Source organism: Roseibium sp. RKSG952, from assembly GCF_009711355.1.
Genome location: NZ_SMMF01000962.1, coordinates 223,319 through 244,334, shown reverse-complemented (window position 1 = coordinate 244,334; position 21,016 = coordinate 223,319). Strand labels below are relative to the sequence as shown.

Sequence of the window (21,016 nt, the reverse complement as noted above, 5' to 3'; positions counted from 1 at the left end):
CCGCAACGAGCCCGGACCGACGGGTGCTGTGCTTGAATGGCTCCTTCCACCTGTATACATATAACAGATTGCAGAAGTACCTATTGAATACTGCAGTTGGGAGAGATCGACATGACAACCCCAAACCTGACCCGGAGAGCTGTCGTTTCAACCGCGGGGGCCGCGCTTCTCATTGGGGCCTCCGGCCTGACCTTGCCGGCAAGCGCACAAACTGTTGCAGCCACTCCGACGATGCGGGGAGGAGCCAACAATTACCGCCCCGGCGCCCCGATCATGGAAAGGATCGGCGGTGGCGGCTTCTGGACCACTGGAACCGTGAGACGCGCAGGCGACGGTGCACCCCTTGCTGGCCGGCGCATTCAGGTGTGGGCCCATACGACCGAAGGTCACGAACGGGACGCGCGGTCTCATGGCGCGACGCTCACCGACGCCGACGGCGTATTCCGCATCGAGATGCCACAGATTGTACCTGCCTTCGGTCAGCCGCATGCGCATCTGGCTTACGATGCAGAATACGATGATGGCGGCTTCGAGACGGTATTTTTGCGGCCTGTGATGGAGCAGGCATCGGACACGAGCCTGCATGTTGAGTTCGTTCTGCGTCCTGTCTGATGAGCTTGTTGCGCGGCGTGGTCGCATGGGGGGCTCTAGCCTTGGCAATTGCCGTTCCCTTGATCGCCGCAGCGCAAAGCCCGCTTCTGCAATGGCGCGAGCCGCTCTATGTCATTGCCGGATTTTCCGGGATCATCGGATTGGCGCTTTTGCTTGTTCAGCCTCTTCTAATCATCGGCGTTCTTCCGGGGATCCCGGCGCGGCGCATCCATATCTGGACCGGAACGGCACTGGTTTTCGCGGTGGTTGTCCACGTGGCGGGTCTTTGGGTCACGAGCCCGCCGGACGTGGTGGACGTCTTGCTGTTCCGCTCTCCGACCCCGTTTTCCGTCTGGGGTGCAGTGGCAATGTGGGCTCTCTTCGCTACCGCCATCCTTGCTGCCGTGAGAAAGCAACTGGGACTGCGCATCTGGCGCTTCGGCCATAGCGTGGCGGCGGTCGTGATCGTCACGGGCACGGTCGTACACGCATGGCTAATCCAGGGTGCGATGGAGAACGTGACGAAAGGGGCACTATGCGTGATCGTTTTGGGGGCAGGAGCATGGGCCTTGTATCGCCGCCGCGTATGGCGAATGATCCGCTAACTGCGGTCATAGAGGCGTTGCACCGCGAACGACTGCTGAAAGTCCGCCTTTTGCTAGCCCCATTGGTTAATAACCCCAATCCGATATCCGGTCCTGCTGCGTTTTTTTGGTGTCAAAACTAAATCCAGCCCAAGAGCGACGAACCAACTGTTTGAGGATGCCATGTAGTCCTGAAACTGCATGAAGGGCCACAGACCTCCGCGTTCGCCACGTTACTGATCTGCAAATCAGGCCTGATTTTCCCAAAAGGAAGCCAGGATCAATGAAATCAGACTGGGTGCTGGACAAAAGAAGTGGGGCGAAAATGGCAAGGTTCTGCCACCAGCGAAAACTATGTCTTTGAGACTGAAACATTCTATTCCTAATAGGCGCTTAAGATTTGCCATTTGCGACTCAAAGGCTTCCCTTCGAAATCGACCGCTATTTGTTCGCCAATTGAGCGGAATCGGTGTTCGCAGGGGCTATTGCCGGTATGAGGCAATACTCAACCTCCACCCGTCTGGCAGATTCGAATTTCTGTGACTCCACCGGATCTATAGCCTCGCCTTGCTCATAGGTCAGGATAGTGATCTTAGCCTCTTCCAGTCGGCTGTGCCCTTCGGCACTGGCTTTAGACGACGAAAGGTCGAACGTGTGCTCAATCAGCATATGCTTGACCCGATCAGCGCGTCTGTCAGCTAGTTTCCTGTTTTCCTCAGGCAGACCAGAGGTGCTCGCACGTCCTTTCAACTGTACGATCAGCCGACCTTTGCCAGGATTATGCGTCTTCATCTTTTTGGCAAAATCCACAATCTTTTGGTTGTCTATCGGGTCAACCATGCCCTCGTTAAAATAAATTGTTGTTGGCATTTTATCGTCATTTTCCCGTCGGCACGCATCCAAAGCGTCCGTTCCCAATTGGTTGGCTAGTTGCCCCCAATAAACCTGCAAAGGACGTAACGGATCTTTGCCACCCGATCCTGCCAACGCTTCGGCAGCAACGGCCAAAGAATTTGCAGCACCGCCAAGATCCTCCAACGTGTCTTCTAGGATAGTTCCACCAGCGAACTCAGCTACAAGTTCAACCGTCAGGTTCTTCTGGGTTTCGTTAACAGTCGTCGGTTGGAGCACCACAAGAGGCGGTCGTTCCCTCAGCAGCTTCACCTCTTGTTCCAGACGCGCAATTTGCACCTCGGTATCAACTCGCGGGTCCGACAAAAAATTCTGTATCCTCGAAGTAAGTGCTATTGCCGAAGATGCTAGTTGATGCGTTTTTTGAGCGTACAGTTGCGGAAGTGACAGGCTAGGTTTTGCATCCTCAAGTTGGAACTGTCTTATCGTAGAAGCATTGAGGAATACGAGCCGGCCGGGCTCATCAACTGGAGCAAGCGCCGCCCATCCCCCATATTTGCCAAGATGGAAAACTGGTTTGGACACCACCGGACCCTCTCGCTCAGCGGACAAACCTGCATCAACAATCCTAAAATTCTCCAAAGCAGGTGGGGCCGACATAACAATCCTGCCGCAGGGTATCCGCGCGGCAATTGGCAGCTCAAGTTTTTCCAACCTATCAAGGATCCAGTGCCCAACGGAAATCGACGTGCAGTTCTTCGAAGCGGTCTCGATTTTTCCCTTAACTTCGCCTGCAATGTTCTTGGTAGTCAGTATCAGACTGCCAGCCAGTATTGCGATCAGTCCCATTCTGACCAGAACAGGGTTGATTCCCTTCTGTTTGCTATTGAGAAGTGCCCCGACCCAAAAACCAACTGCATTGTTGGTTCTCCCGATCCACATGTTGCGTGTAGCCTCATAACTGTCTCGCATCCTGCGAGCCAAAGCGAGCTCTGCTTGCTTATTGCGTTCAAACTCGCGCTCGATGCGCATCTTCACCGCCTGCTCCATTCCCCGGCCATGTCCAAACCGCAGGCCAATTTGAACCGCGAGAAACTTGATACGGTGCTTCAACGTCAAAACTGCCAATTGAAGCCACCCTCCTTTGAGCAACGTCACAAGTGTAGGAGATATCACTACACCAACCACATAGAGCACCGCCCAAGCGGCAAGCGCGGCGAGCAGATAAAGTGAAGCAAAAATAAGGACTAAGATTACAAACTCAGCTGAAAGAAACCGATCAAAGGTCGAACTGTTGTCGCCGATCGGCAGTACGATTCCAAGTTCATGACGCCAAACTCGTTCAAGAAGCGCGACAATGGTCGTGCCCGTTATCACAAGAAGCCCCGGAGTGGAAAACACCATGTCGGCAAGACGCGAGGGGGGTTTGGTGGGTTCTTTTGCACTCAGGTCTAAGAGCTTTGAGATTTCAGCAGATTTCAGGCTGGTCAGCACAGAGATCTTTTCTTTTCCCAGAGCTGCCAGATGCCCTTCGCACAGCAACCCTTTACCATCGTCGACGGCATCCTTCGGGCAACGCTGGCCCTTGTCGACGACCACACAGCGACCATCGGGCGGGATTTTTACTCTCTTTGTCATGACATAACCTCACCGTACGAGTTGCGGCGCTATGTTTAGACCCGTCAGATTTCGCACAGCGTACCCAAGGGCACGGACAGCTGTATTGAGAATGGTTTGCCGAAATTCGAAAGTCTCGTATTTCAGACCATTCAGATACACTTTCATAGCGCGCTTATGTGACCGCATTAGGAATTCAGCATTCTGCTTGCTGATCCGATTTGCGGCAAAGTCGATCTGTGTTTGAATGACGGCTTCCGAGATACTTTTCAGATAGCCGCTCGCCTGCTCTTTGCTATCGGCGAACCAGGTTTGGGCTTCGGAAGAAATCGCGGCACCTAAACCATTTAGCAAATCATCTACAGAGCTGGGTTTGAAGTTTTCATAATCAAATGCCATGGCAACCTCACTGCAAAATGTTGTTGATGGGGATGGCGCAGGTCACCTGTACCAAGGTGTAGGCTTGAGACTGGCCGAGCCCAACGGTCCGATGCTGCTGAGCCATTTCAGTGACCCCGTCGACGCATTCCGTCAGGTCCGCCGCAAGCAGCGTGGCCGCTTTGGTCGCCGGCCTGCCGTCGTTGCTTTCTGCCCGGTTTTTTACCCAGCTTCGGGTGACCTCCAACTGCGCAAGCGCATCGGCATAGCGCGTGGCGGCACCGTTATAGGAGCCAGGCCCCTTGAAGTCGCCCAGCTGCGCAGATGCCACCAGCGACGAAACACTCTGCAATCCATCCGCCGCAGATTTTGTGACCTGATCGGGAAAGGCAGGTTCAAAATAGGTGCATCCACTGAGGGCAATGCCAATCCCGGCAACAATAAAAGCTGTCTTCGAAAAGTAGGTCATGCAATCAGCCCTCCTTGATTCAACTCACGAGCCCGATCCGTCGCGATGTCGATGCTGGCCTCGATAAACCCGACCCAGTTCGATCGGATCGACAGGCCACCCAGCCCAAGCTCTTTGCGCACTTCGCGCTCGATCGATTGCGTTTCCGGCCCCCATACCCCATCGATGGTAAGCATTTGGTCAAACAGGAATTTCAGAGCGTTTTGCAGGTAAAGCACTCGGCTTTTGGAATGCCGCTGAAAACCAACCGGCTCGCCATTATCAAAATGGATATGATCGCGATGGGCGGAGTCGTAGCCTGAGGTTAGCACTGTTCCAAAATTCTGGCGCAGCACGCCTTCGATCGCGAGATATTGATGCGGTTGCGTAGCAAAGGTATCGGCCATCCAGATGAAGCCGTTATCGAACACCAGACCGTCCAGATCGAACGCTCGGCCCTTGTGGTGAAGACTGGATCCACCTCCAGTTCGATCGACGCCGCCAAACAGGATGGCCGTGACCTGCCCAAGATCCATCGCCTCGAGCACCAGGAACATTTCGCCGAATGCGATGTCCGTTTGAAGCGCAAAGACCGTATCGACATGAGGATGCGTGCGAAAACCGCACTTGCCGTAGTTAGCTACCGGATCCCGGTCATAAAGCAGCGGGACGTCACCAAACTGACTGATCCGATTACGTGCCATGGGCATTCACCCCTTGGTCATCGGTGATGATGCCATCGTTGGCACTTGGGGGCACAAAGTACCCGACCAGAAACACGATAATTGTGATCAGCGCAGCCGACACTGCACCGGGCAACGTAGCACCTAGGAGGAACTCTTCGACTACATAAATAAAGACCGTCGCAACTGCCGCCCCGACAGAGCCGAAGACAACCTTTCGCGCAGGCAGGTTTGTTGACATCTGAGCCATGTGACACCTCTAAATAACTGTTTCCGAATGGCGCCAAACTCTCTCAAGCGCCTAATTTATTGAAAAAAAGTATCGTTTGCCTTGCCGAACAACCTCGCCCGGCGGGGCTGTGCCTGCGGATATAGCGGCGATGCAGTCCAGCGTTGAATTTCAGTTTTACGTCAGAGGCGCTCAGTCGATCTCCTGAGTTTCAGGGATCATTTCTGAACATCGAAGCGTCCGCTATTGAACCACCCTAGCTATTCAAAAAGCGACAAAGTGGGTGGTTCGCAGCCCTTAGAGCCACCGGTCAACCTTAAAGCCCGGACACGCTTTTGCTGCGTAGTCGTTATGACCGCTAACCCTCTTGACCAGCGTCCGCCCCTGAATGTCCGAGATCAGATTGCGCAACGCGGAATCTTGGGCGTCCGTAAAGTTGTCAGAAAAGGCATCGTTTTCAGATGAGCCGAAACCGCCAACCAAAGAGATACCAATCGTACCGGCGTTGCGGCCCGCCACATGCGCGCCCACAACGTTTTCAGCACGTCCTTTCGCGATGCCACCATCACGATCAATCAGGTAATGATAGCCGATATCTTTCCAACCGCGATCTGACACGTGCCATCTGCGGATTTCAGCAGCCTTTTCTTCAACAGATCGTCCCGCATACCATTCCGGACGGGTAGCTGTGCAATGGACAATGATTTCATCAACGGCATGGCGGGCGCTACCCTGATAAATCATCCCGCCTGTACTGACGGCTGCGGCGACTTTTTGCATCTCGGCCGGTTCACCATCGTTTTCAAGCCACAGTTCAGCTGCCGCACGGGTCCGGCGACCAAAGTCACCATCGATCGGACCAGGGTTGTATCCCAGAGCCTTCAGCGCTTGCTGAATAGACGTGACTGCGGTTGCCGGGTTGGTGATCAAAGCGAAGTTCGTCATAAGAATCTCCTTTTCCAATAAAATTTGGCCGTTGGAGGCAAGGTCAAAATCGTCTCTCAAAAGCACTTGTTTGCGAGCTAAAAAATGCCAATTGTCGAGCAGCTTAATGAGAGCAAACGCAGCGATCATGATCCAAACAGATCATGACACGACGACTAATTGTGAAATGTGAAAAAGCTGGATGGCCTTGAATCACCTACGAGCAAATTGCGGAGGCGATCACTTCATTCGCTGCACGACCTAATGCAGATGTTTCCGTTCAAAATCAAAACACCACACATACGCGTTGTTAGGCTACCGGAGGCAAAACACGAAGAATCAAGCGTATCAGTTCGTGCCTGCCGTTCACACCTGTCTTTGCAAGCACCGCTGCAACTTGGTTCTTTGCCGTTGTCGGACTAGTGTTTCGATGCTCAGCAATCTCAGCAACGCTTGCGCCTTCTGCAATCCATCGGCAAACCTCGGTTTCCGCTGGAGTTAATCCATAAAGGGCCGTGAACCGTTCTAGTCTTAGATACGGAACTCGCTCTGGATCAACTATTGTGATTAAGGCTCCATCCAGGTTGTTCTCAAGCTCTGCATCGCTATCGCTCAGCGGGGCAATGTCTAAAAGATACGGCGTCAGGCCAGATGGCCGCGAAACGGACAAAAGCGATTCATGGCGATTGGCTTGACCCTGCGCTGTGGATCCAATGTCAAATATATGCGCTTTGATTTTCGAAGTCACATCCGGATCAGAAGTTACAATTCTTCCGTCACGGGCCAGTGCTATTCCATCTTGTGCTTTCAGAATCTTTTTTGCTTCTGCGTTTTTGACAATCACCTGCCCATCCGGCAGCGCTATCGCAATGCCCGCCTGCACTTGATCCAACGCTGTGAGAGTGGCTTTGTATCTCGCCTTCAAAAAGGTAAACACGCGCCCTATCTCTAAAGCCTTCGTTAAATGTGGGAGCAATGCAAGAGATCTCTCACACGCTGACTGAGGTACTTCGGTGTCTTTTTGGTCGAAACCTAGACTCATCGCATCAAACCAGATTGGATCAGTGTTGAGACGTATTCCAATTCGGCGGGCAACACCTGTCCGTCTCTTTAAAAACGCATAATCCTTGCGGGCGTCCAAGACTTCGGCTGCAAGTCCGGTTTCAAGGTCTGGTATCGGCTGATGGGCTGGTTGAGTTCGAAGAAAATCCCAATCTTGATTTTGCAATCGTGAGAGCCAAGCTCCATAGAACCATCCTGCTGGTGTACGGGAGAAATCCAGATAAACACTGGACATCATCGTCAGGTCCTTTGCTCCCGCCTTACGTCCTCTGATCACTAAGGCTATTGCCTTCGCTCCAACGACAGAGGTCGTTGCATCCAAAGCCCTGCGCCAGCGCCCGGGATTGACCGCTGTGTCGTATATCGTTTCGAGGGCCTGATAGCCCCTAACATCTAACTCCAACTGTCACCTCCAGAGTTCAATAACCGCAAGGGAAACTGAGGTTCCCTAATGCGATTTGACGCTATGGACGAGTTGATCGGTCTTCGCCGCGCCCTCTAACAATAACGGCTAAAACCGCTACGCGCGACAAAAGATCGAAATCGAAGAAAATCCGGCCGATTTGGCAATCAGTGAAATATACGGTGTTTGAAACCTTTTCTTAGCAGACTTCGCTACCTGCCGCTGAATCTCCGGACCAGAACAAACTGCAATATTCGTCGAACCGGTGTCAGTCATGTTTCTTCACCTCTCAATTCAGTAAATCAACGTAGTTGGCCCAATCGAGAGACCGCCACTAACATTGATCAGCATGTGCGGCCGAGCATCAGATTAGCTCCACCAATTGCTTTTCTTGGTTCAACAGTTGCAGAGACACTCAGTTTGGTTTGACATTTTACCGCCATCATCAGTTCACGAACCACATTCTATGTCTCTTTTGGGTATCTAAAAACAAACCCGGTCTCGCAGGGGATTCGTCACGTGACAGACCATCAGGAACAGGCGCATTCGGCGTCTGATCTGCAAATTAGCCCCGATTTCCCAAAAGGAAGCCAAGATCAAACAAATCGGTCTGGGTGCTGGATGAAAGAAGTAAGGTGGAAATAGTAAGGTTCTGTCGCTAGTGGCAAAACTATGTGTCGTCTCACAAGGGCACTGTGGAACGTCACTGATAATTGACTCAATCGACGGCCAAAACTTCAATAAGTCGGTCAATGACGTCACTCATTTGCGACCCAAACGTCAAGCATTTGTGACCCAAAGCGAATTGCGGCCATTCGACCATAATAAGGAGGGGTTTTGTCTATATGGACGGGTTATGAACAAAACCTCCATTCGTGCCCTCAGCACCAAAGACGGCTTGGCATGACTTTTGACAGCAGTGGAAAACACCCAAGTTTGGCAGTTAGACAAATCTGTTCACATAATTCTCTAGTATTTCCTGGCGTCCAGATTGCGGTTCTGGGTTTATTCCTTCATTTAAAACGCGAGCGGAAATTTCATCCAGGCTACTGCCTAACATGGACTCCGCTTTGGGAGACTTCCAACCGGAGTAGCGTTGCGAAAGCGCGTTTTCCAAACCTCCATCTTCAATCATTGCAGCCGCTGCTTTCAAACCACGTGCGCATATGTCCATTCCGCCAATATGAGCCGCCGCCAGATCGACAGCGTCAATGGATTGCCGGCGAATTTTGGCGTCGAAATTTGTGCCGCCGGTGGTAAATCCACCAGCTTTCAGGATGTAATAGTAAGCTAAGGCAACTTCCGGTGTATTGTTCGGGAACTGGTCTGTATCCCATCCGGATTGGTAGTCGTTGCGGTTCATATCAATCGAACCCAGCATCCCTTCAGCAGCCGCAACCGCAATTTCATGCTCAAAGCTATGCCCGGCAAGGATCGCGTGGCCCTGCTCGAGATTTAGTTTCACTTCGTTCTCCAACCCATACTTCCTGAGAAAACCGATGCAAGTAGCTGCGTCATAGTCGTATTGGTGCTTGGAAGGCTCCTGAGGTTTCGGCTCCACAAGAATGGTGCCTTTGAACCCGATCTTATGTTTGTACTCTACGACCATGTTCAGAAAACGGCCCATGTGGTCCAATTCAGTTTTCAGGTCCGTGTTCAGAAGGGTTTCGTAGCCCTCACGACCACCCCACAGAACATAGTTTTCACCGCCTAGTTTGTGAGTTGCATCCATACAGGATTTCACTGTCGCTGCAGCGAACGCAAAAACGTCGGGATCAGGATTGGTACTGGCGCCAGACATCCAGCGACGATGACTGAACATATTGGCCGTACCCCAAAGCAGTTTGGTGCCAGAAACCTGCATCTTTTCGCCGATATAATCGGTGATTTCTTCTAATGTGCACAGGTTATCGGCAAAGTTTCCCTGTTCGGGTCGGATATCAGCGTCGTGCCAGCAAAAGAATGGCTGCCCCAAAAGCTCAAACAATTCGAATGCAATATCTGCCTTCTGGCGGGCCCGGCCCATATCGTCCTGAGGATGCCATGGGCGTTCGAACGTAAGTCCACCAAAGGGGTCTCCACCCTCCCACGCGAATGAATGCCACCAGGCCACCGCAAACCGCAGATGGTCCTCCATACGCTTGCCCATGATGATTTCATCCGGGTCGTAGTGACGAAAGGCCAACGGGTTCTTGCTGTCCACGCCTTCAAACTGGACCTTCTCGATCCCTTCAAAAAATCCACTTGGCATTTCTGCCCCCTACTCTGCTTTTTGTGCTGGCTGCTTGCCGAGAATGATCATCGACAAAAGATCGTCATCAGTTACGTCTGCTATATCGACCGTCCCAACCAGTTTTCCGTTCTTCATGACCGAGGCGCGGTCGCATAGTTCCATGACGGCATGCACGTCGTGATCGATCAGAAATATCCCGATGCCCTGCGCCTTTAGCTGGTGGATCAGATCCGCCACCATCTGAGTTTCATGCGGCCCAAGCGCTGCTGTCGGCTCGTCCATAATCAGAATACGAGCGTTGAAGTAGACAGCCCGAGCGATCGCCACTGATTGTCTTTGCCCACCCGACAAGGCGGAGACCGGGTCATTGAACTTCTGAAAGTTCGGGTTGAGCTGCGCCATGATCTTTCGGCACTCGGCTTCCATGGCTGCGTCGTTGACCAAACCAAAAGGCGTCGTCATCTCGCGCCCCAGGAACAGGTTCGATGTCGCGTCCAGATTGTCGGCCAAGGCGAGCGTCTGATAGATGGTCTCGATATTATTCGCCCGGGCATCACGGGGATTGCCAATCTCGACTGGCTTGCCATCAATCAGAATCTCACCGTGATCCATCTGATAGGCGCCGGACAGAACCTTGATCAACGTGGATTTTCCGGCCCCGTTGTGGCCAAGCAGGCCAACGACTTCACCCGGATAGAGATCGACCGACACATGGTCGACGGCCTTGATCCCACCGAAGGAAATCGAAATGTCGCGCATCTCGACCAATGGCGGCGCGCCTGAACCGCGCCCAGTACCGAGAGGTTTTTTTTGCGTATCCTGAGCTTGCATCACTTGGCCCCCAGTCGCTTGCGGTAAACGATGTCGATATAGACAGCCAACACGAGGACGCTGCCGACCACGATGTTCTGAAACGGTGCGTCGACGCCAACCATTGCCATGCCCGATTGCAGCGCCTGCATGATCAATGCACCAAGGATTGCGCCATAGATGGTTCCGATACCACCCGACAATGCAGTTCCTCCGATTACTGCAGCGGCTATCACCCGAAGTTCGTCGAGCGTACCAATGTCGTTCGAATGGTTTGCCAGGCGGGCCGAGGCGACCACCGCGGACACAGCGCACAAGAAACCCATCAAAGCAAAGATTTTCACAGTCAGCAGTCGAGTGTTGATACCCGAAAGCTCTGCCGCATCCGGGTTGCCGCCAGTGGCAAAGATGTACCGACCAAACCGGGTTTTCCGTGCCACGATCGTCAGGGTAACCGCGACTATGATGAGAATTAGGACAGAAATCGGTATACCGTACCCGACGACCAGCCCTTCTGGCATTGTCTCGCCGCGCGCTTCGAACATACGTTGCAGCCGGCGTGTCGGTATGGCGTAGCTGTTTACGATGTAAACGTACCCAAGGATGGCGATTGCGATTATCCCGGCCAGAGTGGCCTCGGCCCAGACAGGTTTGACAGGGAAACCATGTGCCGCTTTTGCACGGCGGCCACTCCACAAAGCCCAGATCGCGATTGCGGTAGCAAACAAGCCGAACAGCCAGCTTGTCGTCGTTCCCAATGTTCCGTTGGTCCCGCCAAACATCAGGAATGTACTATCCAGAGGACCAATCGTCTGGCCGCTGGTCAAATACCACGCCACGTTTCGCCAAACCAGAAATCCACCAAGCGTAACGATGAACGCTGGTATCGTCAGGTAACCAACCATCCAGCCATGAAACGCACCAATCAGCGTGCCGACAAACAGCCCAACAACAATTGTGATCGCCCAGGTTGCCGGATTGTTCAAACCCATCCCAAGTATTTGCGGCAAAAGCTCGGTTTGCGTCATTGCCATCACGGCCGAGGTTGTTGCCAATAGCGCGCCAACCGACAAGTCGATGTGTCGCGTGACGATAATGAACACCATTCCGCACGCCATAATGGCCACTGAAACCGTCTGGATGGAGAGGTTGAACAGGTTCCGAGGCGTCAAGAACCGTCCGTCCGTGAAGATGTTGAACCCGATACACAGGATGACAAACGCGCCGATCATTCCCAAAAGCCGCATATCCAGTTCCAACTGCTGGAACAGGCTGGGTTTCGCTTTTTCAGGTATCGGCTGAGACGAAGTTTCGGTCATTTCCGATCTTTCATATTCAGCATTTGCCCCAGGCCCAGACTAAGAGGCCCAGGGCTGAGTGGTTTAGTTACAAGGGGCAGGTCCGTTTTCAACGCCTTGGCAAAGATCTTCCAGCGGGATCCATCCGGCATCTACAACCACGGACAAGTTGTCCTTAGTGATTGGAACAGGCGCTAGGAAAACCGAGTTCATCTCGGTTCCACCCGGTGACGTCCAGCTTACTGCACCTTCGACATCAGCAGGGCTTGTTCCACCGCTCAACGCAACAGCGATTTCGCCAGCGGCCTTTCCAAGCTCACGCGCGTCTTTCCAAACAGAAACCGTCTGAGTCCCCAGCGCAACGCGGTTCAATGCTGCGTGGTCGCCGTCCTGACCGGAAACCGGAATGCCTTCCATGCCTTGTGCGGTCAGCGCAGCAACAACACCGCCTGCAGTACCGTCATTCGACGCAACGACTGCATCCACGTTGTTCTCGTTCGCGGTCAGGATTTGTTCCATGTTCCGCTGCGCGTTCGCGGGCAACCAACCATCCGTGTAGGCCTCACCAACGATTACAATGTCACCGCTGTCGACGGCTGCCCCGATAATCTCTTGCTGTCCACCGCGGAGGAAGTCCGCGTTCGGGTCAGTCGGAGAGCCCTTGATCATCACATAATTGCCCTTGGGCATGGCCTCAAAAACAGCGCGCGCCTGCATTCTGCCAACTTCCACATTGTCGAAGGTCAGATAGAACGCACGGTCGTCCTCAATCAGGCGATCATAGGCAATGACCGGAATACCTTCGTCCGCCGCAGCCTGAACAGCCGGTCCGATTGCCTGCGCGTCCTGCGCCAGAATGATAAGCGCATCTACGCCCTGGGCGATCAGGCTTTCAATGTCCGATAGCTGCTTTGCGGAAGACGATTGCGCGTCCGCCGAAATGTACTCAGCACCCCCTGCTTCAAGCGCCGATTTGATGGCCGCTTCGTCTGTTTTCCAACGCTCTTCCTGAAAGTTCGACCAGCTTACGCCGACCACTGGCTCTGCGAATGCGGTCGAAGCCAACAAAGTGGCCACTGCCGAAAAGCTGAGAATTCTTTTCATGATTTCCTCCCATTTGCCGAGCCATCGCTTTTCGATTCGCGGCTCTCACAGATTTGAATACCATATTTATTTCAGTCGGTAAAATATTTACTCTACAAGAGGCACTCAAATTCAAATAGATTGGGCCAACAGCAAGATTCGCGAGGACAAAATGCTGAAAAGCAAAGCCTCTCCGGTTTCTTTGGAACAAAGAAATACGACCCGCCTGCGGGTATTGGAGCACATCAGAGCAAAGGGATCCGTTTCGCGGATCGATATTGCATCCGCCTTGCAAACCAGCCCTGCGACTGTCACCGCCGCCACGGCTGATCTCATCTCGGCCGGGCTGGTCAAAGAGACTGAAAGCCAGGCACAGTCAAAGTCGGGGAAGAGAGGCAGACCCAGAGTATTGCTGCAATTGGACGGCCAGATGCACCTTGTGGCCGGCCTCAAGGTGGCTCGGCAAGTAATCTCAGTTATCTTGGTCGACTTTGAAGGTAACGAACTCGCATCCCATAAATATGCTCTGGATAAAGCCAGAATGTCGCCGCAAGAATTTGTATCGGCGATCCGCGAAGCTCTTGAAGAAACCTGCAGTCAGATCGATCGTTCTGTCGCTCATTTGGCAGGTGTTTCTATCGGGGTCGCTGGACTGGTCGATGCAAACAAGAATTTTGTCCACTGGTCTTCTTCGATTACTGAGAGAAACATTGATTTTAGCCACTTACTTTCAAATGAGCTGCCCTGCCCCGCATTCGTTGACAACGACGCCAATCTTGTCGCCAAGGCCGAACAGCTTTTTGGCTTGGGTAAGGGCCTAAAGAACTTCCTCGTTGTTACGATCGAACACGGTGTTGGCCTTGGCATCGTATTGGATGGCAAACTATATCGCGGAGAACGAGGCTGCGGCGCTGAGTTTGGGCACACCAAAGTTCAACTCGACGGAGCCCTTTGCCAATGCGGTCAACGCGGATGTCTAGAAGCCTATGTGGGCGATTATGCTTTGATCCGCGAGATGACAGTCACCGGTCATAACAACGACATGGAAACCGTCTCCGACATACATGACCGCGCCAACTCAGGTGACGACAGAGCATCATCGGTGCTTGCCCGCGCAGGTCAGATGTTTGGCCTCGGGATTTCCAACCTGATCAACTTGTATGACCCAGAGTGCATCATCGTCTCGGGGGCACAAATAAGCTTTGAGCATTTGTGTTCCAACGAAGTTATGACCCGTATTCAAAACGGCGTTGTGAATGTCGATGCACCTTTGCCCCAGATCAAAGTTCATCACTGGGGTGACATGATGTGGGCCAAGGGGGCAGCAGCCTATGGAATTGAACAAATCTCAATTCTCAAGGTCAAGGAGCTGACGGCGAATGCGTCTTGAGTTTGCGATATTTGCGACTTTGGGCACAGTTGCGAATGCGGGTGCAGATGCTCCTGAGTTTAATAACGTAGATGTACCAAAACATATCTATGATGGCGGGTGGGAACATTTTGTCGGCGGTGGCGTGGCCGTGTTCGATTGCAATGGGGACTCGCTGCCAGAACTCTTTTTGGCTGGTGGTTCCAACCGGTCTCAACTGTTAATCAATACCTCGAAGGAACAGATAACATTTCAGGCAAAGACGCCTGAAGATCTTTCACTGACTGGTGTGACCGGCGCCTACCCTCTCGACGTTGATAGCGACGGCGTAATGGATCTGGCGATTTTGCGTGTTGGCCCAGACCTGCTTCTTCGGGGCCATCCCGACTGCCAATTCAGCCCTTTCACTGAACTCGGGTTTCAGTCCGAGGATCACTGGACCACAGGGTTCTCGGCAACATGGGAAAGCGGGCAAACTTTACCGACCTTGGCGTTTGGCACCTATGTTGATCGGTTTGATCCCGAAGGTCCCTTTGAATCCTGCGGCCCAACCCTTTTGTACCGTCCAGAAGGCGACTCGTATCGCGAGCCGCTGCATCTTGAGCCCGGCTACTGCTCACTTTCCATTTTGTTTTCGGACTGGGCCCGAACTGGCCGCGCTGATCTTCGCATCAGCAACGACCGTCACTACTATGTTCGCGGCGGTCGCGAGCAGTTATGGGCGATGGAACCCGAGCCTCGGCAATACTCGGAAGACGAAGGCTGGCTTCCATTTTCGATCTGGGGAATGGGGATCGCCTCTCGTGATCTTACAGGAGACGGATTTCCCGAAGTTTATCTGACCTCGATGGGGGATCAGAAACTCCAGATTTTTGACCCAGCGACAAACGGCCCGACCTGGCGCGATGCAACTTACGAAAAGGGTACTACCGCTCATAGACCGCACATCGGCGGAGACGGAAGGCCATCCACCGGGTGGCACGCACAGTTTGGCGATGTCAACAACGACGGCCGGGACGATGTATTCGTGGCCAAGGGAAACGTAGAACAAATGCCCGATGCGGCTCTGAACGACCCCAATAACCTACTACTACAGAACCCCGACGGTCAGTTTATTGAAGCTGCAGCAGATGCCGGTGCTGCCTCGATGGCTAAGTCTCGTGGCGCGGCACTTGCTGACCTGAACAACGATGGGAAGCTGGATCTGGTGGTCGTCAACCGAGGTTCTGAGCTCGAAGTCAGCCAGAACACTTCTCAGGGTGGCAACTGGCTATTGATTGATGTCACTCAGGATCAATCCAATCACGCAGCAATTGGTGGATTTATTGAAGTCAAAACCTCGCTGGGTGCTCAGACCCGCGAGCTAACAATCGGCGGCGGTCACGCTGGTGGTATCGCTGGGTTTCAGCATTTTGGGCTTGGGAGTGAGGACCACGTGCAGGTTCGCATGATCTGGCCGGATGGAGCGAAAAGCGAGTGGTTGGACTATCAGCCCAACCAAATCATACGTCTTCACCGCTGATTACTTATCAACCGGTAACCCGCTTGGAACTTGGTCGGGCACACCTAGCCGCTCTGCCGGGTCTTCAAGGCTTGCCAGAAATCTGAGAAGAGCGTCGATTTCCTGATCCGTTAGCTTAACATTCGACAAGCTGTTGCTTTGGGCAATCGCCTCCACGTGCTGATTGTCCGACATTGCCCTTTGATCTTTGGGGCCCGGGAAGTCCGGCAATGCGGCCAACTCGATCGAGTAGTTTTTTAGGGACGAAACCGCGTCCAGATGATGCCGTACGACGTCCTCAAGTTCGGCAAAAGCTCCGTTGTGTCCGTACGGAGCTGTCAGTGTCACGTTGCGCAAAGATGGCGTGCGGAAAGCAAACGCGTCGTCGGGATCACCGGTCACGCGAAGACGCCCGTCGTCCCTGACATGGTTTTCAAATCGCGCCGCCTTTCCCGGGCCGATCTGCGGCAGTGCGATCGAATGAAACTTGTGATCGGTCTGGAACCAGCCCGAGTGGCAGTTGCTGCAGCCAGCTTTTCCGTAGAACAGGCCCATGCCAATCTCGGCGTCTTCTGAAAGCACGGCCTCACCTCGCATTGCACGATCAAACAGGCTGTTATCCGCGCGCCACTCGAACGCGATAAAGTCCGCGATTACGTTGGCAATTGCCGTGAACGTAACTCCATGTTCCGGCGCTAATTCCTCAAACCTCTGCTCATACTCTGGAATGGCCGCAACACGTTCTGCAATCAGATCCCACGCACCGCCTTGCTGTGTCAGAAATCCGAGGCGAACCGCTTTGCTCACGTCATTCTCAGAGTAGTGACCCGCCATTTCGTCTGGCGACAAAACCGGGAACATGGCCTGTGCGGCCAGCGCTGAATTGAAACCAGACCGCATATGAGTACCCAACGGGGTTCTGATACCATCAGGTTGCGTTGGGTCTGCCTCTAGTCGCCCATCGTGGAAAAACGTCGTGAACTCAGTGGCTCCGAGGTTCCAAAGCCCCGGTGAGTTTCGAGGAATACGTTGTTCCGGGGTATTCTCTGGGTCCAATGTACGCTCTGGCCCCAACCCAATTCCCCCTTCCCCTATACCAAGGGAAACCCCGTCGGACGTGCCAAGCCTGGGATGATGACAGGTCGCGCAGCTGATATTCTTGTTGCCAGACAAGATCGGGTCATAGAACAGCAAACGCCCCAGCTCAGCACTTGCAAAGTCGGGTTCGAGGAACTCTGGCAGAGGACCAAGCGATTGGGCACGCGCACCACCCACCGCTGAGATTGTTGAGCCAATAATCAAGAATAGCGAAACTGCTCTCATGTCATTCCTCAGAAACTTCTAGGATAAGTTCCTGCCGATACGGATTCTCCGGAGTATAGATGATTGAGGGAAACGACGAGATATTCGGTGCATTGGGATAACCCGATGGCTCGATACACACACCACGCGAGCCGCGACGCGGTTTCGTCAGCTCATAGCCCGAATAAACCTGTGCTCCGGGCTGGTCAGAGTACACTGTCAACGCAAGGCCAGAGGGTGAAGTGATTTCCGCCACCGGAGCATTTGGGTCGCGATCATGATCAAAGCAAAAAAAGTGATCAATCCCTTCGGAAGCACTTCCAATCGTATTGGGCGTTGAAAAATCCAACCCGTTTCCGTTGATCGGAAGCACTCTGCCCGACGGAATACCCTGATCGTCGATTTCCAGATACCAATTTGAAGCGAGTTTTAGCTTATGCTCGTCTACCCCTTCTGCAGCACACAAAGTGTAGTAGTTGTGCTGTGTAATGCTTATCGGCGTCGGCCGGTCAGGCTGTGCAGTTATTGAATAGACCAAGCGTGAGCCCTGCAGGCGGATCCTGACTTCGAACCTGATATTCCCCGGAAAGCCTCCCTCTCCGTCGTGAGAAACGTAGCTCAGCAAAACCTCGTTCTGTGCAATCTGTTCGAGTTCCCAAAACTGTTTAGACAGCCCATCGTCGCCGCCATGCAAGGTGTTTTTGCCCTCGTTGGCGTTCAATTCAAAACTGGTGCCATCCAAGTCAAACGTCGCGCCGCTGATCCGGTTGGCAACGCGCCCAACAATTGCGCCCAGGTAACGCGTATCGGTGAGATACTCATTTGGGTCCTCGAACCCAAGGATGAGCGGGACGTCCTTGTACCACCACCCCAGCGTAATAGCCCCATAGTTCAGGACCGAAACACGCATATCCCCGTCCGTGATAATTGCAGCTTCAATCCCAGAGGCTTTACCCGTTTCTGGTTTCATCTTACTGCCAGCGGCGCAAGCGCCTGATAGAATTGCTTGTATCTCCGGTATTCGTTTTCGTAGGCGTCAATCAGATCGCCGCGTGGTTCGATGCGTTCCTGAATTTCCGGCGGCGTCATGACTTGCGCTGGTTCCGCATCGTTGGCTGCACATATCGCGAGGCGCGCAGCGCCCATTGCGGCACCGAATTCGCTGCCTTTTGGCAAATCCAGTGGAACTTGCAAAACAGTAGCTAAAGTTTCTAGCCAGAACCGAGATCGTGCACCTCCTCCAACTGCCATAAGGCTATCTGGCTGGGTTCTGGTGCTCTTCAGTGCTTCCAGGCAATCTCTCATTCCGAAAGAAACACCCTCCATTACGGACTGGGTCAACTCAGCGGGTTCCGACGAGATGTCTACGCCCAAAAACGCGCCTCGAATATGGCTATCGTTATGCGGCGTCCGTTCTCCTGACAGATATGGCAGGAAGGTGATCGCTGAAGGTCCGTTCAGTTTTTCAGGCATAGCTGAAGCGAGTCTTTCCACGGGTTCGCCAAGGTTGCGAGCAAGCCAGTTCATGCTGTTCGTTGCTGAAAGCATGACACCCATCTGTATCCACCGATCAGGAACCGCATGACAAAAACAGTGCACAGCAGATTCCGGATCAGGAGCATAGGTTTCCCGCGCAACAAGCAACACGCCAGACGTTCCGATTGAGACAAAACCGGTGCCGTCGTTGATGCTCCCGATCCCGCAGGCAGCGGCAGCATTGTCGCCAGCACCGCCGGCCACGACGACGGAATTCGAAAGCCCCCACTCCTGCCTCAAATTGGCCCTCAACTCTCCACCCGGATCACTGCCCTCAACCAAGCGCGGCATCTGCTCGACACGCATGTGACCTACCGTTAACGCCTTTTCTGACCACCGCCGTGTGTCAACGTTCAACCACGATGTCCCTGCGCTGTCAGACATGTCTGAGACATATTCGCCAGTAAGCCAAAACCGCAAATAATCTTTCGGCAGCAGTACCTTGCCCACCTTTGAGAACACATCCGGCTCATGGCTGCGCAACCACTCGAGTTTCGGCGATGTAAACCCGGGGAATACGATGTTTCCCGATATTGCGCGCATCTCTGGCGATTGATCCAGTATCCTCGCCTCATCAGCTGACCGTGTATCGTTCCAAAGAATACAGGGCCTCAATATTTCGCCATCAGAATCCAGTAGTGTAGCGCCGTGCATGTGTCCGCTTAGGCCAATACCTCGCAATTTTGAGAATGCTTGCTGGTTGCCGACGCGAAGCTTTCCAACAACCTCTTCACAAGCGTTGGTCCAATCCAAAGGATCCTGCTCAGACCAGCCAGGCTTAGGCGTTGAGGTGGAAATGCTGACTTCAGCATCACCGACGACGTGTCCTGTGTCATCTACCAGAATCCCGCGGAGACCTGACGTTCCCAAATCTAAGCCCAGATACATTGAGGACCACCTGCATAAATATTTTAATGATTAAAATTATTTGAAACAGGAATCTTGTCAAGGCTCCATCAAAGGAGTTCCCTCTAATCATATCTTGATCAGAAAGCGCGAACGTAACGTCCTTCGATACCCCCGTTAGCCAAAAGAAAGACAGAGCAAGAGTTGAGTTTAATCGTCTGACCGGACATGGCTCAAACCTCTTTGAAAAGCCACTTTGGCGGCGGCAAGGTCTAGGCGAGTATTTCCCCAGTTTGACCGACCGTTAGCGTTCCACCATTAACCACTTCGACATAGACGCCCATATCCATATGGCCCATCAATTTCCGAATAAGGTAGGGAATTTTCAAGTCGCGCTCGGCCGTTTTCGGGTTCACTTCAGTTGCTGCACACCTTTTCGTACGTGAGAGTATCTTCAACTCGACATCGCCAAATCTTAAAACTGATCCAACTGCTTCCAGCTCAGCAAACGAAGGTAATCCGTCTATCTCAATATTCGCTCGGAAGCGCGCCGGGTGGACTTCTGCGTTCAGTTGTTCGCCCAACTTTTTCACAGAGGCCAGATTCAAAACGGATATCGCGTTCATCATTTGCGGTGATACGACAGATACATCTGTAAACCTATGAGGAGCAGCAGAGACAAACTTTGGCAGCTCCGGATCTTTTAAATCGATCTCTGAAGAAAGGAACTCTGCCGCCTTCTCCCGATCTTCAGACTCTCGCATATCAAAGCGTCGTGTCTTTCCGTTCGCATTGATCTCAAGTGCCTGGGACTCAATTTCAAAATTGGTCTGAATGCCTGCCAGTGCAGCCTCGTTCAACAAAACGACGAAACGATCTTTCGGCAGTGGCATTGGGTTCTGCATGTCGAAGCCGGAGTTGTAGCGAGCAAATCCGAACAGGCGATCGCCTGGAATGCCCTCTCCTGCTCGCAGCGTCACAGTTCTCATAGGCTCGGAACTCAAGCCTTTTATAGGGTAGCGGTTCAATCGGACGATGGAGAGATTGTTCATACGTTTGCACCCGACCAAAAAGAACTATGCACGGCCCCGAGTTGTCCGCGCTGTTTGACGCTATCTCGAATTCTCAAAGGTATCGACCAAATAATTTTTGAGCGCTTCAGAAGCTGGTTCACTGAACCTGTCGGCCGCATGACGGCTGCGCCCATTTAAGTCGATATGACCATTCAATACCTCGCTGCCGAAAATACATACACATCAGATTCAAA

Annotated in this window: 19 protein-coding genes; 4 read left to right on the top strand and 15 right to left on the bottom strand. The window is 53.0% G+C overall.

Annotated elements, in window-relative coordinates; all coding sequences use genetic code 11:
• The first annotated feature begins 111 nt into the window (after window positions 1–111).
• Window positions 112–612 carry a twin-arginine translocation pathway signal gene (locus tag E1297_RS45225; RefSeq protein WP_155150162.1) on the top strand — a complete coding sequence of 167 codons (501 nt, stop codon included), beginning with the start codon at window positions 112–114 and terminating at the stop codon, window positions 610–612.
• Window positions 612–1,196 (top strand): ferric reductase-like transmembrane domain-containing protein, encoded by a 585-nt coding sequence (locus E1297_RS45220; RefSeq protein ID WP_155150160.1) that lies wholly within the window; start codon window positions 612–614, stop codon window positions 1,194–1,196. Before E1297_RS45225 ends, E1297_RS45220 begins: the two co-directional genes overlap by 1 nt.
• A gap of 420 nt (window positions 1,197–1,616) precedes the next feature.
• Here the strand turns inward: E1297_RS45220 and E1297_RS45215 are convergent, their stop codons facing one another.
• From E1297_RS45215 to xylF, 11 genes are all read right to left on the bottom strand, one after another.
• Window positions 1,617–3,665, bottom strand: a complete 2,049-nt coding sequence (locus tag E1297_RS45215) for an OmpA family protein (RefSeq protein WP_155150158.1) — start codon at window positions 3,663–3,665, stop codon at window positions 1,617–1,619.
• Window positions 3,666–3,674: 9 nt separating this feature from the next.
• Window positions 3,675–4,043 carry a hypothetical protein gene (locus E1297_RS45210; protein WP_155150156.1) on the bottom strand — a complete coding sequence of 123 codons (369 nt, stop codon included), beginning with the start codon at window positions 4,041–4,043 and terminating at the stop codon, window positions 3,675–3,677.
• Between the two features lie 7 nt (window positions 4,044–4,050).
• A complete protein-coding gene (locus tag E1297_RS45205; RefSeq protein WP_155150154.1) occupies window positions 4,051–4,491 on the bottom strand; it encodes a hypothetical protein in 441 nt (146 codons plus the stop codon).
• The gene (locus E1297_RS45200) at window positions 4,488–5,174 is read right to left on the bottom strand and encodes an extensin family protein (RefSeq protein ID WP_196223563.1); all 687 of its coding nucleotides are present in this window, start codon (window positions 5,172–5,174) and stop codon (window positions 4,488–4,490) included. The genes E1297_RS45205 and E1297_RS45200 overlap by 4 nt, the downstream gene beginning before the upstream one ends.
• The gene (locus E1297_RS45195; RefSeq protein ID WP_155150149.1) at window positions 5,164–5,403 is read right to left on the bottom strand and encodes a hypothetical protein; all 240 of its coding nucleotides are present in this window, start codon (window positions 5,401–5,403) and stop codon (window positions 5,164–5,166) included. Before E1297_RS45195 ends, E1297_RS45200 begins: the two co-directional genes overlap by 11 nt.
• Before the next feature lie 276 nt (window positions 5,404–5,679).
• The gene (locus E1297_RS45190; protein ID WP_155150147.1) at window positions 5,680–6,456 is read right to left on the bottom strand and encodes an N-acetylmuramoyl-L-alanine amidase; all 777 of its coding nucleotides are present in this window, start codon (window positions 6,454–6,456) and stop codon (window positions 5,680–5,682) included.
• 160 nt (window positions 6,457–6,616) lie between these two features.
• Window positions 6,617–7,771 carry a helix-turn-helix transcriptional regulator gene (locus E1297_RS45185; protein WP_155150146.1) on the bottom strand — a complete coding sequence of 385 codons (1,155 nt, stop codon included), beginning with the start codon at window positions 7,769–7,771 and terminating at the stop codon, window positions 6,617–6,619.
• A gap of 943 nt (window positions 7,772–8,714) precedes the next feature.
• On the bottom strand, window positions 8,715–10,022 hold the full coding sequence (gene xylA / locus E1297_RS45180) for a xylose isomerase (RefSeq protein ID WP_155150144.1): 1,308 nt from the start codon (window positions 10,020–10,022) through the stop codon (window positions 8,715–8,717).
• Window positions 10,023–10,031: 9 nt separating this feature from the next.
• Window positions 10,032–10,763: an ATP-binding cassette domain-containing protein gene (locus E1297_RS45175; protein WP_368669861.1), complete on the bottom strand. Its 732-nt coding sequence runs from the start codon at window positions 10,761–10,763 to the stop codon at window positions 10,032–10,034.
• A 71-nt stretch (window positions 10,764–10,834) separates the two neighbouring features.
• Window positions 10,835–12,133, bottom strand: a complete 1,299-nt coding sequence (locus E1297_RS45170) for a sugar ABC transporter permease (RefSeq protein ID WP_155150141.1) — start codon at window positions 12,131–12,133, stop codon at window positions 10,835–10,837.
• Between the two features lie 63 nt (window positions 12,134–12,196).
• Entirely contained in the window at window positions 12,197–13,216 is a 1,020-nt protein-coding gene (gene xylF / locus E1297_RS45165; protein ID WP_155150139.1) for a D-xylose ABC transporter substrate-binding protein, read from the bottom strand.
• Window positions 13,217–13,367: 151 nt separating this feature from the next.
• Between xylF and E1297_RS45160 the strand changes: the two genes are divergently transcribed.
• Window positions 13,368–14,585 (top strand): ROK family transcriptional regulator, encoded by a 1,218-nt coding sequence (locus tag E1297_RS45160; RefSeq protein WP_155150137.1) that lies wholly within the window; start codon window positions 13,368–13,370, stop codon window positions 14,583–14,585.
• On the top strand, window positions 14,575–16,086 hold the full coding sequence (locus tag E1297_RS45155) for a CRTAC1 family protein (RefSeq protein WP_155150135.1): 1,512 nt from the start codon (window positions 14,575–14,577) through the stop codon (window positions 16,084–16,086). Before E1297_RS45160 ends, E1297_RS45155 begins: the two co-directional genes overlap by 11 nt.
• Here E1297_RS45155 and E1297_RS45150 read toward each other — a convergent pair whose 3' ends face one another.
• From E1297_RS45150 to E1297_RS45135, 4 genes are all read right to left on the bottom strand, one after another.
• On the bottom strand, window positions 16,087–17,388 hold the full coding sequence (locus E1297_RS45150) for a cytochrome-c peroxidase (protein ID WP_155150133.1): 1,302 nt from the start codon (window positions 17,386–17,388) through the stop codon (window positions 16,087–16,089).
• Window position 17,389: 1 nt separating this feature from the next.
• Complete coding sequence (locus tag E1297_RS45145) at window positions 17,390–18,337, bottom strand: aldose epimerase family protein (protein WP_155150131.1); 948 nt, start codon at window positions 18,335–18,337, stop codon at window positions 17,390–17,392.
• On the bottom strand, window positions 18,334–19,791 hold the full coding sequence (xylB, locus tag E1297_RS45140) for a xylulokinase (RefSeq protein WP_155150128.1): 1,458 nt from the start codon (window positions 19,789–19,791) through the stop codon (window positions 18,334–18,336). The genes E1297_RS45145 and xylB overlap by 4 nt, the downstream gene beginning before the upstream one ends.
• A gap of 230 nt (window positions 19,792–20,021) precedes the next feature.
• Window positions 20,022–20,801 (bottom strand): MOSC domain-containing protein, encoded by a 780-nt coding sequence (locus tag E1297_RS45135; protein ID WP_209016375.1) that lies wholly within the window; start codon window positions 20,799–20,801, stop codon window positions 20,022–20,024.
• Window positions 20,802–21,016 lie beyond the last annotated feature (215 nt).

Bases quoted from the DNA above. Each gene is read 5' to 3' on its own strand.
- E1297_RS45225 (WP_155150162.1), top strand. From the start codon at position 112: ATGACAACCCCAAACCTGACCCGGAGAGCTGTCGTTTCAACCGCGGGG.
- E1297_RS45200 (WP_196223563.1), bottom strand. From the start codon at position 5,174: ATGGCACGTAATCGGATCAGTCAGTTTGGTGACGTCCCGCTGCTTTAT.
- xylA (WP_155150144.1), bottom strand. From the start codon at position 10,022: ATGCCAAGTGGATTTTTTGAAGGGATCGAGAAGGTCCAGTTTGAAGGC.
- E1297_RS45170 (WP_155150141.1), bottom strand. From the start codon at position 12,133: ATGACCGAAACTTCGTCTCAGCCGATACCTGAAAAAGCGAAACCCAGC.
- E1297_RS45160 (WP_155150137.1), top strand. From the start codon at position 13,368: ATGCTGAAAAGCAAAGCCTCTCCGGTTTCTTTGGAACAAAGAAATACG.
- E1297_RS45175 (WP_368669861.1), bottom strand. From the start codon at position 10,763: ATGCGCGACATTTCGATTTCCTTCGGTGGGATCAAGGCCGTCGACCAT.
- E1297_RS45220 (WP_155150160.1), top strand. From the start codon at position 612: ATGAGCTTGTTGCGCGGCGTGGTCGCATGGGGGGCTCTAGCCTTGGCA.
- E1297_RS45210 (WP_155150156.1), bottom strand. From the start codon at position 4,043: ATGGCATTTGATTATGAAAACTTCAAACCCAGCTCTGTAGATGATTTG.
- xylB (WP_155150128.1), bottom strand. From the start codon at position 19,791: ATGTATCTGGGCTTAGATTTGGGAACGTCAGGTCTCCGCGGGATTCTG.
- E1297_RS45150 (WP_155150133.1), bottom strand. From the start codon at position 17,388: ATGAGAGCAGTTTCGCTATTCTTGATTATTGGCTCAACAATCTCAGCG.
- E1297_RS45190 (WP_155150147.1), bottom strand. From the start codon at position 6,456: ATGATCGCTGCGTTTGCTCTCATTAAGCTGCTCGACAATTGGCATTTT.
- E1297_RS45145 (WP_155150131.1), bottom strand. From the start codon at position 18,337: ATGAAACCAGAAACGGGTAAAGCCTCTGGGATTGAAGCTGCAATTATC.
- xylF (WP_155150139.1), bottom strand. From the start codon at position 13,216: ATGAAAAGAATTCTCAGCTTTTCGGCAGTGGCCACTTTGTTGGCTTCG.
- E1297_RS45205 (WP_155150154.1), bottom strand. From the start codon at position 4,491: ATGACCTACTTTTCGAAGACAGCTTTTATTGTTGCCGGGATTGGCATT.
- E1297_RS45135 (WP_209016375.1), bottom strand. From the start codon at position 20,801: ATGAACAATCTCTCCATCGTCCGATTGAACCGCTACCCTATAAAAGGC.
- E1297_RS45195 (WP_155150149.1), bottom strand. From the start codon at position 5,403: ATGGCTCAGATGTCAACAAACCTGCCTGCGCGAAAGGTTGTCTTCGGC.
- E1297_RS45215 (WP_155150158.1), bottom strand. From the start codon at position 3,665: ATGACAAAGAGAGTAAAAATCCCGCCCGATGGTCGCTGTGTGGTCGTC.
- E1297_RS45155 (WP_155150135.1), top strand. From the start codon at position 14,575: ATGCGTCTTGAGTTTGCGATATTTGCGACTTTGGGCACAGTTGCGAAT.